The organism is Sphingobacterium sp. Lzh-3, from assembly GCF_046764375.1.
Taxonomy (GTDB): domain Bacteria; phylum Bacteroidota; class Bacteroidia; order Sphingobacteriales; family Sphingobacteriaceae; genus Sphingobacterium.
This window is the reverse complement of sequence record NZ_CP177226.1, coordinates 3,648,611-3,663,713: the sequence shown is the minus strand read 5'-3', so window position 1 is coordinate 3,663,713 and position 15,103 is coordinate 3,648,611. Positions and strand designations below refer to the sequence as shown.

The window sequence follows — 15,103 nt, the reverse complement described above, 5'->3', positions numbered from 1 at the left end:
TTTGGGCCGATGGGATTAAGGTGGAATTTGTGTCTTCTATTTTTTGTCACGATTTGTTGCATTGATGTACAGGCGCAAATACCATCAACGAAACTCCATAAAATTCGGCTGGAGGGACCCGCGCAGGGCACCCAATTCCATATCACTTACTTCGCTTCCGACAGTCTTGTTAGACGGTCGGAAGTTGACAGTATTTTAACGGCGATCGATTTGTCGATGTCAATTTATCGGAAGGACTCGAGAATATCCAAGTTCAATACAGATACGGTAATGTCTATCGTGATGGATAGTCATATGGCCAAGGTGATAAAAGCTTCCTTTAAATATCATAAATTATCGAAAGGTCAATTCGATATTACTATTGCCCCACTAGTCAACCTATGGGGCTTTGGTGCGAATAAGAGTCCGGTCGCTCCAGATTCGGCGACGGTGCTAAAAGCGAAGGAACTGGTGGGAATGCACTATCTGAAGGTTAGCGGCAATCGGCTGATCAAAAAGAAAAAGGGGATTAAAATAGATGTCAATGGTATTGCCCAGGGCTATACGGTGGATGTTTTGGCCGACTATCTTGGCCGAAAGGGGATTGCCAATTATATGGTAGAGGTCGGTGGCGAAATCAGGGCTTTGGGGACTCCGCCAGGTGGGCAGGGATTTTCTATTGGTATTGTTCAGCCCGATGATGCGGATGGGGAGGAATTGATGACCGCTGTTGCGCAGCTCAAAGAAGGGGCGCTGACAACGGCCGGCAGTTTCGAAAAGTTTATTAAGTACAAAGGGAAAAAATTGGGTCATCATATCGACCCTGTCTCGGGTTTTCCATACATGACCGATATCTTGAGTGTCAGCGTCTATGCGAAGACTGCTATGGAAGCGGATGCACTGGATAATTATTTTATGGGCATGGAACCCGAACAAATTAAGACAAAGACCAAAAAATTGAAGGGTGTGGAGGTTTTTGTCATTTTTAAAAATAAAAATCAGTCCATTGAAGCGATTTATTCGGATGGATTTGGTAAATTATTTAAAAATTAATCAATTATAAATAAAATGAAGAGATCGGATTTTATTAAAGGTAGTCTTTTGGCCGCCGGGGCAGGACTAGCTGGACAGACTTTTGCGTCAACCACTCAAAATACAGCAAATACGATGGATAAAGGAAAGACATTTAACTTAAATTATGCCCCGCATCAGGGGATGTTCAAAAATCATGCAGGTGATAATTTCCTCGATGAAATTCGGTATATGTATGATTTGGGATTTCGTGGAATAGAAGATAATGGCTATTTGGGCAGAACATTGGATGAGCAGAAGAAGATCGGTGATTTATTGGCGAAGTTAGGCATGACCATGGGTGTATTTGTGGTAGACGGTGGCCAAAACTGGATGCCTTCTTTAGCGACAGGTAAACAGGAGTATTTAGATAAGTTTGTAGAAACATGCAAGAAATCTGTAGAAGCTGCCAAGCGTTGCAATGCAAAATGGCTGACTGTGGTACCTGGCTTTTATGAAAGAAAACTACCTTGGGGTAATCAGTTCAGCAATATACTTACTGCGATGCGTAAGGGTGCGGAAATCTTTGAACCACATGGTTTGGTGATGGTGTTGGAAACCTTAAGTGATACACCAGATCTATTTTTGCAGCAAACTCATGAGACCTATGCTTTATGTAAGGCTGTGAACAGTCCATCCTGTAAAATCTTATATGATATTTATCATATGCAACGTACCGAGGGAGATTTAATTGCAAATATGAATCGCTGCTGGGATGAAATTGCTTATATTCAAATCGGCGATAATCCAGGTCGTAAAGAACCGACTACAGGAGAGATCAATTATAAAAACGTATTCAAACACATTCATAGTAAAGGATATAAAGGTATCATGGGGATGGAACATGGTATTTCCAAACCTGGTAAAGAGGGTGAGGATCGCTTGGTGGCAGCTTATCGCGAGGTCGATAGCTTTTTGTAATATTTTAATAGTGTACTATTGACAATTAGATTTAATTTCTTAAATTGAGCAGGTAAAACCAATTAGTAGTATTGTAAAACACCATTTTTTTTTATGATTTCATCAACAATAAAATTTAAACTATCCTTCATGATGTTCCTCGAATTTTTTATTTGGGGGGGATGGTTTGTCACATTAGGTACTTTTTTGAGCAAGAATTTGAATGCAACAGAATTTGAAAAGGCTAATGTATTTTCAACACAATCATTGGGTGCTATTATTGCTCCCTTTATTGTCGGAATGATTGCGGACCGTTATTTTAATGCGGAGCGTATTTTGGGTGTTTTACACTTGGTCGGTGCGGTATTGATGTATCAGATGTATGGTGCTGCAGACATGTCGACATTTTATCCATATGTATTGGCCTATATGATACTTTATATGCCAACATTGGCTTTGACTAGTTCAGTTTCTTTTCGACAATTGACGAATCCGGAAAAACAGTTTTCAGGTATACGTATCTGGGGAACAATTGGTTGGATTGTAGCTGGTTTAGTTATCAGTTATTTTTGGGACGCAAAAGCATCAGAAGGAGCATTAAAAAATACTTTCTTATTATCGGGGGTTGCTTCTTTAGTATTGGGTATATTTTCTTTTGCATTGCCTAAAACGCCGCCGGTTAAATTGGATCAAAACGAAAAACCATCCTTTGCATCAATCATTGGTCTGGATGCGATTAAATTGTTAAAAGACAAGAACTTCTTGATCTTTTTCATTTCTTCGGTATTGATCTGTATTCCTTTGGCATTTTATTATTCGAATGCAAATCCTTTTCTTTCCGAGATAGGTCTGGAAAATGCTACTGGTAAAATGACAATCGGTCAGGGGTCTGAAGTATTGTTCTTATTGGCCTTACCAATTTTCTTTACAAGATTTGGCTTTAAGAAAACAATTTTAGTCGGTATGTTGGCTTGGGTGATCCGTTACCTATTATTTGCTTATGGCAATGCGGGCGAATTATCGTTCATGTTGTTGATCGGTATTGCATTGCACGGCATCTGTTATGACTTTTTCTTTGTTTCGGGACAGATCTATACGGATAGTAAAGCCGGTGTTAAATACAAATCAGCGGCACAGGGTTTGATTACTCTGGCAACCTATGGCGTTGGACAGTTGATCGGTTTTTGGGTAGCGGGTTACGTAGGAGACAAATACAAAGAAATGAAAGCAACAGACCTAGCAGGATTTTGGAATCATACCTGGGTTGTACCTGCTATTATCGCAGCTGTTGTATTTTTTATCTTTTTAGCTTTTTTCAAAGACGAAAAGATCGACAGTACAAATGCTGCACACTAAACAGAAAAAATAACTATTTAAAAACAAATAATTAGAAGAGAGATGGCAACAAATACTTATGACGCAATTGTAATCGGTTCGGGGATAAGTGGTGGATGGGCTGCGAAAGAATTGACAGAGAAAGGGCTGAAAACAATTATGCTGGAGCGTGGTCGTAACATTGAACACATCAAGGATTATACTGCGCCAAATAAAAATCCATGGGAATGGCCTCATGCTGGCGGTCGTACGCAACAAATGATCGAAGATTATCCGGTTTTGCGTAGAGATTATCCTTTGAATGAGAAGAACCTGGATTTTTGGGTAAATGAAAAAGAGAGTCCATATACCGAAGTAAAACGTTTTGACTGGTACCGTGGGTATCATGTTGGTGGACGTTCTTTAATGTGGGGAAGACAATCTTATCGTTTGGGCGATTTGGATTTTGAAGCTAACTTAAAAGATGGCCACGGTGTGGATTGGCCGATTCGTTATAAGGATATTGCCCCTTGGTATAGTTATGCTGAAAAATTTGCGGGTATCTCTGGAAATAGAGATGGTGTGCCATCTTTGCCCGATGGAGATTACATGCCTGCAATGGCGATGAATATTGTTGAAAAAGACCTGGCTGAGCGTTTGAAAAAACAATACGGTGGTCAACGTCATTTCATCATGGGTAGAACAGCAAACATTACTGTTCCGCATCATGACCGTGTAAATTGTCAATATCAAAATCAATGTTGGTTGGGCTGTAATTTTGGTGCTTATTTCAGTACGCAATCGGCGACTCTTCCTGCGGCAAAAAAGACAAATAACTTGACATTACGTCCTTTTTCCATCGTAACAAAAATTATCTACGATAAAAACACGAAAAAGGCAAAAGGCGTTGAGATTGTAGATGCTGAAACAAACCAAACTTATGAGTTTTTCGCTAAAGTGATTTTTGTTTGTGCATCTGCATTGAACTCGACCTGGGTATTGATGAACTCGGCTACAGATGTTTGGGAAGGTGGACTTGGTAGTAGCAGCGGTGAATTGGGCCACAATTTGATGGATCACCATTTCCGTTGTGGTGCTGGTGGTAAAATAGATGGCTATTTGGATAGCTATGTATATGGCCGTAGACCAACAGGTTTATATGTACCACGTTTTGTGAACGTCGAAGGTGATACCAAAAAACGCGACTATGTACGCGGATTTGGCTACCAAGGTGCTGCGGGTCGTGGACGTTGGTCTGGTGCAGTAGCCGAGATGGAAGTAGGTGGCGCTTGGAAAGATGCAATCTGTGAGCCAGGCGACTGGACGGTTGGCTTCACCGCATTTGGGGAAACCTTGCCATATCACGAAAATAAAATTACACTTGACAAAAGCAAAAAAGATAAATGGGGCTTACCTGTATTGTCTTTTGACGCTGAGATCAAGGATAATGAATTGAAGATGCGTGGTGACATGCAAAATGAAATGAAGGAAATGTTGGAAAGCATTGGCGTAAAGGATACCTATACATACGATAACGTATATGGTCTGGGTCAAGGTATCCACGAAATGGGAACTGCGCGTATGGGACGTGATCCAAAAACTTCTGTCTTAAATGGTAACAATCAGGTCTGGGATGCGTTGAATGTTTTCGTAACGGACGGCGCTTGTATGACTTCTGCGGGTTGTGTCAACCCTTCATTAACGTATATGGCGCTTACTGCTCGCGCGGTTGATTTCGCAGTGAGCGAATTGAAAAAAGGTAACATCTAATAGCTAAAGATTGATAACAATGGAAAATAACTCAAATAAGACGAGTAGAAGAGGTTTTATAAAGAGCGCGGCAACAGCTGCTGCGGCTTTTATGATCGTCCCTCGCCATGTATTGGGCGGAAATGGCTTTACAGCTCCAAGTGACAAATTACAAGTAGCAGGTATTGGTGTAGGGGGTAAAGGTTTTAGTGACATCAACGCATTTCATGATTCAGGAAAAGCAGATTTAGCTTTCTTGTGTGATGTGGACGATCGTCGCGCTGCCGGTGCGTTGAAACGTTACCCGAAAGCAAAATATTACAAAGACTACCGTGAGATGTTGGATAAGGAGCACAAACGTATAGAAGCCGTTTCTGTATCAACTCCAGATCATCAACATGCGATTCAAGCGCTTGCAGCTATGCAATTGGGTAAACACGTGTACGTTCAAAAACCGTTGACTCACGATGTATGGGAAGCGAGAGCATTGACGCATGCAGCTAAGAAATATAAGGTTGTTACCCAAATGGGAAATCAAGGTGCATCAAATGATGGACCACGTTTTGTACGTGAATGGTACGAAGCAGGTCTGATCGGTGATGTACATACGGTATATTGTTGGACAGATCGTCCGGTATGGCCTTCAGGTATTGCATGGCCTACAGGCAAGGCTGAAGTTCCAAAAGAATTGGATTGGGATCTTTGGTTAGGTACAGCGCCTTATAAAGAATATGTCGATAAATTGGTGCCTTTCAACTGGCGTGGATGGTGGGATTACGGTACAGGTGCATTGGGCGATATGGGCTGTCACTTGTTGGAAGTTCCTTTCAGTACTTTAGGATTGACTTATGTACAAGATGTACAGGCGACTGTAGGATCGGTGTATGTGGATGAGTTCAAACGCGGATATTTCCCTGAAAGTTGCCCTCCATCGAGCCATGCGACATTAACTTTCCCTAAAACTCCGCGTACAAATGGTCCGGTGACTTTACATTGGATGGATGGTGGTATTCAGCCTGCTCGTCCGGATGAATTAGGTCCAAACGAAATTTTTGGTGACGGTGGTAACGGTATCTTACTTGTTGGTACAAAAGGGAAAATCCTTGCTGATACCTACGGTCAGAATGCGCGTTTATTGCCAACGTCAAGAAAAGAGCAAGTGGCTCAGAAATATGCCCGTGTACCGGGACAAGAAGGCGGACACTACGCACAATGGGTTGAAGCTTGTCAAGCTGGATACGGCAAGAAAGAAGTGAGTTCACCTTTTGAAATAGCAGGTCCGTTGACAGAAGCTTTATTAATGGCTAACCTAGCGATCAGAGGTGCTGATTTACGTATTGATGGCAAATACCCTGGACGTAACTTAAAGTTGTTGTGGGATAACGATAATATGCGTGTCACAAACTTTGATAACGTTAATCAGTATGTAAAACGTAATTACAGACAAGGTTGGGAAATGAAATATAATTTCTAAAATTAAGATATTTAGTAGTATGAATAGAAGAGAAGCATTACAACGAGTTGCCTTAATTTTAGGAGGTACCGTTATCGGCGCTAATTTATTTTTGGAAGGTTGTACACGCTCAGCAACAAAAGATGTACAAGCCTTGTTTGAAGCGAAGACAACCGATTTATTAGGTGACTTGGCTGAAGCAATTTTACCAGCTACCGCAACTCCGGGTGCGAAAGAAGCAGGGGTAGGAAGTTTTATTCCGGTCATGGTTCGCGATTGTTATACGGAGAAGCAACAAAGAGCATTTTTAACTGGTCTGGGGAGCTTGGATGATAAAGCAAAAGAGGTAAAAGGAAAACCATTCCTGGAGCTTTCTGCTGAAGACAGAACAGCTGTTGCCGCTGCTTTGGATAAAGAAGCAAACGAGTTTAATAAAAAGCAAGCTGAAGATCAGAAAGATATCATCGAGAAGAACAAGGAGAAACAAAATCAATTGTACAATTATGTTGAGAACGATCCACCACATTGGTTCACGATGTTCAAACAGTTGACATTGACTGGTTTCTTTAACTCAGAGCTGGGTTGTACCAAAGCTTTGCGTTTTGTGAAGATCCCAGGAAGATTTGATGGTAACCTTCCTTACAAAAAAGGCGATAAGGCATTTGCATAACATGATGTTCTATACAAAATAAAAGGGAGGCCCAAAGCCTCCCTTTTATTTTGTTTCTATTGCCAAAGCAAAGTGGATTCGTTGTTGTTTTGTAACCGTCATAAAGTAACCCTGATTTGTTGCATCACCGTTAATTTCAACGGTATCATTATAGCGTAACTCACGCAGATAATTCATCTCTAAAGATTTAATCTGATTAGTCAATACAAGCTCAATGGGCAATCTGTCCATACACCAGTCCAGGTATTTTACATTGTTGGCGTGATTGACAATATCCAGGTCGGAAAGCCTGACGCTATATTCATCAATATTTTTGACGGTCTGGGAAATATCCAATTTTGAAAATGGCTGTTGTGTTGCCGGGCGATCAGGATAGGTGGTAAAATCTTCGGTCGAAATTGCAAGCGCTTCAGAGCTCCTTTTCACGGTGTTGATGACAGCCCAATAACTGGTTGCGGTAACATAGATCTGTCCATTCACTGTAATTTCGAAATTCCGTGTTGAGCGTGCGCCCGCTAATTCCTGAACCCAAGTTTTTACCTTGACATGGTCCATCCATTTGGGCAACCGTGCAATCTCTATGCGGATGCGGCTAAGTACCCAGGTTTGGTTATGTTTGGCCATTTCTTTAAAACCGAATCCGACGGCATTGGCATGTTCTCCCGCGGTAAGCTGCAGGATATTGGATAAATCGGAGAAACGAATGCGGCCGTTTGAATAGCATTGCGTGAAATAAATTTCCCACTCTTTTTCAAAAACAGATTTTTCCATTTACATATTATTTTGAACAAAAATAGGCAATATGAATGATTTGGGCTTTAAATTCAAAATGAAATGACACTATATTTAGATATCTCGTTATAAATGCCTGTCGGACTTGCTGGCGGCCTTCCAGGCATGACAGTGTGTCTAAAGTACAATCGTTTTTTTATTGTAAAATAAATGATAGTTTCCAATAATTTAATTGATTATTATCATGGGAATAGGTAGATTTAAATAAGCCAATGGCAGAAAGAGATAAAATAAGATTGGCTTTAAAGCGTTATGAGTAGTATAGCGCAAAACAATTATTTACACATTAAATGCTAGTATTATGGTTGGAGAACTAATAGCTAAAGAGGAAATTCCTCAATTTAAATTTATCCCGGCGAGTGAAGATAAGACGATGACTTTTATGGATAAATTGAAAGGGGCACTTCGGTTGGGAAATGAGTTTAAATCCAAGACTGAAATTGCCTTTCAAACAGATTCCGGACCAAAGCGTATCGAGACCACTGTATGGTCGTTAACCGATAGATATATTCAGATTAAAAGTGGCGTTTTAATACCACTAAAATCTATTATAGCGATTGACTATTAAATAGACAAAGAAAGGCTCCTCATTTAGTTAAGGAGCCTTTCGCTTTTAATGATAGATGCTGTTAAGAAGCGCATCAGATCGTGTTCCTTTCTAAGAGGACCTCTTGCAAAAAGAAATTTCTAATACGTTTCGCCTGTTAACTCTTTTAAGCGTATCTCAGATACCTTCGCATCATATTGTGCTGTATAGCTACGTGTCATTACATTGATGTAGTTTAACTGCGCTGTTCTTACTTCTAAGGTTGTGATGGTACCGATACGGAATTTATCCATCGTGATGTTTAAATTTTCTTTTGCCAGTTCCTCATTTTTCCGTTCTACATTCGCCAGCTCCATATTGGTGATGTAGGTTTGGAATAGGGTTCTGACCTGAGCCTGGATATCTTGTTTTTGTTGCTGTATCTGCAGCTCTGAGCCTTTAATCTGAAATTTGGCAATCCGTTCGTTTCTATTTTGCAGAAATCCATTGAAAATATTAAGGGAAGCCGATACGCCGTAGGTAAGACCTCTATTTTTGTTTTCTGTCGAGAAACCGAGGGAGGAGTGGGATTCATTCCAGTTGTACCCACTATTTAAGCCAATTTTGGGATAACGTTCGGCCTTAACTGCTTTTAAGTTGAGCTCGGCCACCCGATTGTTGATGATGGCAAGCTGAATCTGCGGATTTTGTCGATCGGCAATTTCGATCAGATTACCAAGTTTAAGATCCGTATCAAGTTTCATTTCGTCTTCAATTTGAAAATCCAGGCTCAAGTCGCGCGTCATCAGCTGATTGAGGTAAGTCTTGGTATTTTTGAAGCTTTCCTGCTGTCTGAGCAGGTTTGTCTGATCGGTATTTAAATCGACTTTTGCATTCAGAAGGTCAAGCTTGGAGCCTTTTCCGATCTCCAGGCGATTTTCGGCAAGCGTGACACGGTATCTCGATAAGGTGATGGTTGTATCCAGGGCATTTAACAGACGCTTTTGCTGCACCAGATTGTAGTAGGTTGCCATGACTTCGCTGAGCTGGGTAATCACTTGATATTTAATCTCCGCTTCCCCTTGACGTTGTATTTCTTTGAAGCGATCGCGACGGGCGAACATGCCCAATCCATCGAATATCGTCCAGTTTAGGTTGACTCCATAAGACATGTTATCGTTTTTTGCATTGGAAATCTGCTGTACTTGACCGTCTGCTCTGACCTGTCTTGAGTTCTGGATGGAGTTGCTTCTGTTGAACGATCCTGTTACTGCTGGCAGCATACCAGCGCTTCCTAGGCTGGTATTTTCTATATCAATATTGTTGTCATTTTTAGCCAAAAGAATATTGAAGTTATTGCTCAACGTTGTTTTTAGCGCATCTTCCAAGGTCAGTATCTCTTGTGCACGAGCTTGAAACATGATGGAGTAAAGGAATATTAGTAGGATGAAATTTCTCTTCATGTCTTTATTATTCGTAGCTTTTAATGTTATCAAATTCAGGTCTATGCTTTTTTTGTCTTGACCACATGTAATAGATCGCCGGAATAATGAACAAGGTTAGGATAAGGGAGAATATTGTACCACCAACGATTACAACCCCCATACCAATTCTACTCGTTGAAGCAGCTCCAAGTGACATGGCAATCGGTAATGCACCCAAGGCAATGGCTAGACTTGTCATTAAGATCGGTCTGAGGCGTGATTCGGCAGAGTGCATAATGGCCTCAAATTTTTCCATTCCCTCTTCGCGCATCTGGTTGGCAAACTCAACAATCAAGATACCGTTTTTGGTCACGAGACCGATAAGCATAATGGTTCCAATTTGGCTGAATATATTCCAGGTTTGATCAAATAACCATAGACTTATCAGTGCTCCGGCAACGGCCATGGGTACTGTAAGGATGATGATAAATGGGTCGAGGAAGCTTTCAAATTGAGCTGCTAAGATCAGGTAGATTAGCAACAAAGCAAGGCCAAAGGCAAATAGTGTATTGGAACTACTTTCAACGAAGTCACGTGATTCGCCGCTGAGGTCGGTGGTGAAACTCTGATCGAGTACCTTTTCTTTTATGCGATCCATTGCTGCGATTCCGTCGCTCATACTCATGCCTGGCGCCAAACCGGCTGAAACTGTAGCCGACATGTAACGGTTATTGTGGTAGAGTTGAGGAGGGCTGCTTTCTTCCTTAACGCTCACAACGTTGTCTAACTGAATAAGCTGTCCGAGGTTATTACGCACGTAAATTGACGCAAGGTCCGTAGGTGTGGCTCTACGGTCGTTTTCAACCTGGCCTATGACCTGATATTGTTTTCCATCACGCATAAAATAAGCGAAACGCTGACCGCTTAGTAATAATTGGAGGGACTGCGAAACGTCAAGTACGGAAACGCCCAGACTGAGGGCTTTCAGACGATCAATTTCGACATGCAGTTCGGGTTTGTTGAACTTCAAGTTGATGTCCGTTGTGGAGAATGCCGGATCGCTATTGACCTCATTCATAAATTCGGGTATCTTTTCCTGAAGTTTTTCAAAATTTTGTGCCTGGATAATGTACTGAACAGGTAATCCACCTCTGCGATTCATGGATATCGTTGGCGTTTGCGAAACATTGACGCGGACACCATCGTATTTTTTTGTCCATTTGGTCAGTTCTTTTGCAATATCATCCTGAGACTTTTTACGTTCACTGGGATCTACCAGTGTCATCCGTATACGTCCGGAGTTGACTGAGCTTGCGCCGAAACCCGGAGAAGTAATGTTTAAACTGATTTTGTTCTCAGGAATGGAATCGTAGACCAATTTGTCCAATTCCTGCATGTATCGGTCCATGTATTCATAAGTGGCACCTTCAGGGCCCGTCACATTGACAGAAATGCTGCTTCTGTCGTCATAGGGCGCCGTTTCTTTTTTAATGGAGGAGAAAAGGATGCCAATAATCACAAAACACAAGATCAGAATTGGAAAGCTTATCCATTTGAATTTCATGAATTTTTCTAGCGCATTGGCATAACCTTTATTCATTTTGACGAACATGGGTTCTGTCCAATCGTAAAATTTCGTCTTCTTATGTCCACCGCCTTTGATTAGATAGGCATTGAGCATCGGTGTGAGGGTAAGGGAAACAAATGCGGAAACCAATACAGCCGAAGCGATGACGACACCAAACTCCCGGAATAGCCGTCCAACGAATCCCTGAAGAAATATAACGGGTAAGAATACGGCTGCAAGTGTAATTGAAATGGAGATAACGGCAAAGAATATTTCTTTAGATCCTTTCAGAGCAGCCTCAATAGGGGACATTCCCTCTTCAACTTTCTTGAAGATATTTTCGGTAACAACAATACCGTCGTCGACGACAAGCCCCGTCGCGAGTACAATAGCGAGTAGCGTCAGTACATTGATGGAAAATCCAAAAATATACATAATAAAGAATGTTGCGATCAAAGACACGGGAATATCCAGAAGAGGTCGTAGGGCTATGCCCCAGTCGCGGAAGAAAAAATAGATAATCAAGGTGACCAGAATGATCGAAATCAGGAGCGTCTCGGCAACTTCCTCAACAGATTTTTTAATGAATGTCGTATTATCAGAAGCGATGTTGAGTATAATATCCTGGGGCAAATCTTCTTTGATCTGATCGAGCATTTTATAGAAATTGTTGGCAATATCGAGGTAATTTGTTCCCGGTTGCGGAATAATGGCAATACCGACCAGCTGTTTACCATTACTGACCATTTTTGTTTCGAGATTTTCAGCATCTATTTCTGCCCGGCCAATGTCGATGAATTTAACGATGCGGCTGCTGTCGGCTTTTAGAATGATATCATTGAATTGCTCGGGTGTGGAAAGATTTCCTACTGTTTTTACGGTAAGCTCAGTGGTGTTGCCGACAATCTTTCCAGAAGGCAATTCAACGTTTTGATTATTCAATGCCGTACGAATATCCGAAGCGGTGATACCATAGGCGGCCATACGGTCGGGGTTGAGCCACAGACGCATGGCATAGCGTTTTTGACCATAGATCTGTGTGCTGCTAACACCGGGGATGGTTTGCAACCTTTCGGAAATCACATTTTCGGCGTAGTCGCTCAGCGAAAGTTTATCGCGCGTCTCACTTTGCAGTGTCAATGTAATAATCGGATCGGAGTCCGCATCGGCTTTGGATACCACCGGCGGGGCATCAATATCCTGTGGCAGGCTTCGCACGGCTTGGGATACTTTATCCCGGACATCATTTGCGGCTTCCTCAAGGTTCTTTTTTAAATCAAACTCAATGGTGATATTACTGGATCCCTGATTGCTCGAAGAAGAGATGTTGCGGATACCATCGATCGAGTTTATGGCCTTTTCTAGCGGCTCGGTAATCTGAGATTCAATGATATCTGGATTGGCACCGGCATAGTTTGTTCTGACGGAAACAATCGCTGGGTCAATAGAGGGGTATTCGCGTACGCCCAGAAAACTAAAACCAATATAGCCAAATAATATGATGGTAATATTGACGACAATAGTTAAAACAGGGCGTTTAATAAAAACTGCAGATAAATTCATGTACAACTAGTTAGCTAATGATACCTTAACTTTTGCTCCATCTTTTAAAGACAGAACGCCCGTGGTTAAAACGGTGTCACCGGCACTGATGCCAGAGAGAATGACGATGTCTTTGTCGGTACGCGCACCTGTTTCAACCTTCACTTCCTTGGCAAGGCCATGCTGTAATACAAAGACCTTTTTCCCGTCCTGTACGGGAACAATGGCTTCTGTTGGAATGGATATCGCATCGTTTTCCACTTCAATCGGCACAATCACATTGACAAAGGATCCGACTTTCAATTTGCCCTGATCGTTCGTTGCTCTGGCGCGGACGGTGAGTGTTCTGGTGTTAAGTGATACTTGCGGTTCAACGGCGTAAATGTTTGCTTTTATGACGGTTGGGTCGTTGGCAACGCTGAACTCAATGGGCATGTTTATTTTAACAATATTGCTGTATTTTTCAGGAACTGCAAAAGTAATTTTGACAAGATTGTCCTTCACTAAATTTGTAATCAGGGTACTGGATGAGACAATGGCACCTACGGAAATATTCCGAAGTCCAATCATGCCACTAAAAGGGGCGCGGATGGTTGTTTTGGATATTTGTGCCTGAATCAACTGGATCTGTGCTAAGGAGGTTTTTAAAGCTGCACTGGCTATATCAAACTCCTCCTGACTGATTGCTCCTTTTTGCAGCAGCAGTTTGGCCCGACGTTCATTTTCGGCATTCAGCTGGTTTGTTGTTTGTGCTTGTCTTAATTGTGCCTGAAGTTCAATATCATCAATCTTGATCAAGGGTTCGCCCTGTTTGATGCGCTGCCCTTCGGAGAAATAGATTTTGGTGATTCGACCACTTACTTCACTTCTGATTTCAACCTGCTCTTCTGCGTCAATGCTTCCCGAGAGATTAATGGATCGATCGGCGACGGAAGATTTGGCAATGATAGCCTGTGCGGGGACTGGCATATCTTTCTTCCCATTGGGCTTATCAGCTTCATTTTTGTCTTTTTTAGCAGTTATCAGAAAGTATCCACCTCCAAACACAGCACAAGCCAAAAGAAGGTAAATGATCGATTTTTTATTCATACGGTATAGTCTCTTATGTACTTTTTACATTTAACGGGTAAATATAGGTTTAATATTATGCCAATATCAGTTGTCAAAAGGATTTTACAATACGACAAAAGCTGCAAATGGACATCGAAATGGGGGTAATTGGAACGATTGGAAATAAAAAAAGCCAGAAATAATTTTCCAGCTTTATTGTTAACTATTTTTTTGATTTTGTTTTTTGTGCCACTTCTGTTGAAGCCTCATTTTTTACTTTTGGCTTAATGTCTGATTTCGATAGATGTGGTCTTCTTTTTCCAAAAGAGCCATTTGATATTTTTCCTCTTCTGGTCTTGATGTCACCTTTTCCCATAGCGTAAAATATTTTGGTTTTAACAAATTATATTGAATACCTAAATATAACACTTTCTTTTGGGATGTCCAACCTCTTCATTACTAAATGATTGGAAAAATACGCTTTTGAATAGTTACGTTGAAGTTTTGGTCAATCGTGTCGAAAAATAAATTGTTGACGGGCTTGTTTTCAGCGACTAAATAGGGGATTTCCAATATTTTGTTCTTTAACTTGATACGGTAGTAGCCGTATAGTAAACCTTTGGTCGTTTGAATTGATTCGATTTTCTGAACGGCTTCTATGTCCATAAAAATGTTAAAAGTATAATTTTCTCCTTTAAGCTGCTCAATAAAAACCGCATTGGTTTTTGCATTGTACCATATTTGTTGGCTTTTGAGCTTACTAAAGTGGTTGTTGAACAGAAAGAGATAGCCCAGCAGGAAAAAAGCAATCGGAAGCAGGAACAAGACAATTTTTATTTTCATGAACAACAATACGGTGATCAAAATAAGGATAATACCCATTACGGCATTGGAAACACTCTTCTTTAGATTTGCCTGGATGACTGGCGTTGAAGCTTCAATCAACTGAAACCCTGATTTTAAATTTCTGGACATATCCTCGGTAAACCCAAATAGACTGAATTTTTTGCGTATCATCAGATAAGCAATAAGAACAATAAGCCCAATGATCAAAAACCGCATATTT

Annotated in this window: 13 protein-coding genes; 7 read left to right on the top strand and 6 right to left on the bottom strand. The window is 41.2% G+C overall.

Annotated elements, in window-relative coordinates; all coding sequences use genetic code 11:
- The first annotated feature begins 9 nt into the window (after positions 1-9).
- The 6 genes from ACLCDV_RS15450 (at position 10) to ACLCDV_RS15425 (ending at position 7,136) form a co-directional block, all read left to right on the top strand.
- Positions 10-1,032 carry an FAD:protein FMN transferase gene (locus tag ACLCDV_RS15450; protein ID WP_411971569.1) on the top strand — a complete coding sequence of 341 codons (1,023 nt, stop codon included), beginning with the start codon at positions 10-12 and terminating at the stop codon, positions 1,030-1,032.
- A gap of 15 nt (positions 1,033-1,047) precedes the next feature.
- The gene (locus ACLCDV_RS15445) at positions 1,048-1,971 is read left to right on the top strand and encodes a hydroxypyruvate isomerase family protein (protein ID WP_075992889.1); all 924 of its coding nucleotides are present in this window, start codon (positions 1,048-1,050) and stop codon (positions 1,969-1,971) included.
- A gap of 96 nt (positions 1,972-2,067) precedes the next feature.
- Complete coding sequence (locus ACLCDV_RS15440) at positions 2,068-3,306, top strand: nucleoside permease (protein WP_411973949.1); 1,239 nt, start codon at positions 2,068-2,070, stop codon at positions 3,304-3,306.
- A gap of 42 nt (positions 3,307-3,348) precedes the next feature.
- Positions 3,349-5,034, top strand: a complete 1,686-nt coding sequence (locus tag ACLCDV_RS15435) for a GMC oxidoreductase (protein ID WP_075992888.1) — start codon at positions 3,349-3,351, stop codon at positions 5,032-5,034.
- A gap of 19 nt (positions 5,035-5,053) precedes the next feature.
- Positions 5,054-6,487, top strand: coding sequence for a Gfo/Idh/MocA family protein (locus ACLCDV_RS15430; protein ID WP_070561135.1), 1,434 nt, complete (start codon positions 5,054-5,056; stop codon positions 6,485-6,487).
- Between the two features lie 19 nt (positions 6,488-6,506).
- Positions 6,507-7,136 (top strand): gluconate 2-dehydrogenase subunit 3 family protein, encoded by a 630-nt coding sequence (locus ACLCDV_RS15425; protein ID WP_411971568.1) that lies wholly within the window; start codon positions 6,507-6,509, stop codon positions 7,134-7,136.
- Positions 7,137-7,181: 45 nt separating this feature from the next.
- Here the strand turns inward: ACLCDV_RS15425 and ACLCDV_RS15420 are convergent, their stop codons facing one another.
- On the bottom strand, positions 7,182-7,907 hold the full coding sequence (locus ACLCDV_RS15420) for an acyl-[acyl-carrier-protein] thioesterase (protein WP_411971567.1): 726 nt from the start codon (positions 7,905-7,907) through the stop codon (positions 7,182-7,184).
- Positions 7,908-8,229: 322 nt separating this feature from the next.
- On the opposite strand from ACLCDV_RS15420, the gene ACLCDV_RS15415 reads away from it, so the two are divergent.
- A complete protein-coding gene (locus tag ACLCDV_RS15415) occupies positions 8,230-8,496 on the top strand; it encodes a hypothetical protein (RefSeq protein WP_317666033.1) in 267 nt (88 codons plus the stop codon).
- Positions 8,497-8,615: 119 nt separating this feature from the next.
- Here the strand turns inward: ACLCDV_RS15415 and ACLCDV_RS15410 are convergent, their stop codons facing one another.
- From ACLCDV_RS15410 to ACLCDV_RS15390, 5 genes are all read right to left on the bottom strand, one after another.
- Positions 8,616-9,917, bottom strand: coding sequence for a TolC family protein (locus tag ACLCDV_RS15410; protein WP_411971566.1), 1,302 nt, complete (start codon positions 9,915-9,917; stop codon positions 8,616-8,618).
- A gap of 7 nt (positions 9,918-9,924) precedes the next feature.
- Positions 9,925-13,008: an efflux RND transporter permease subunit gene (locus ACLCDV_RS15405; RefSeq protein ID WP_317666036.1), complete on the bottom strand. Its 3,084-nt coding sequence runs from the start codon at positions 13,006-13,008 to the stop codon at positions 9,925-9,927.
- Between the two features lie 6 nt (positions 13,009-13,014).
- Positions 13,015-14,076, bottom strand: a complete 1,062-nt coding sequence (locus tag ACLCDV_RS15400) for an efflux RND transporter periplasmic adaptor subunit (protein WP_411971565.1) — start codon at positions 14,074-14,076, stop codon at positions 13,015-13,017.
- Positions 14,077-14,260: 184 nt separating this feature from the next.
- Positions 14,261-14,413 carry a 30S ribosomal protein THX gene (locus ACLCDV_RS15395; protein ID WP_333574879.1) on the bottom strand — a complete coding sequence of 51 codons (153 nt, stop codon included), beginning with the start codon at positions 14,411-14,413 and terminating at the stop codon, positions 14,261-14,263.
- Between the two features lie 83 nt (positions 14,414-14,496).
- Positions 14,497-15,099: a hypothetical protein gene (locus ACLCDV_RS15390; RefSeq protein WP_411971564.1), complete on the bottom strand. Its 603-nt coding sequence runs from the start codon at positions 15,097-15,099 to the stop codon at positions 14,497-14,499.
- Positions 15,100-15,103 lie beyond the last annotated feature (4 nt).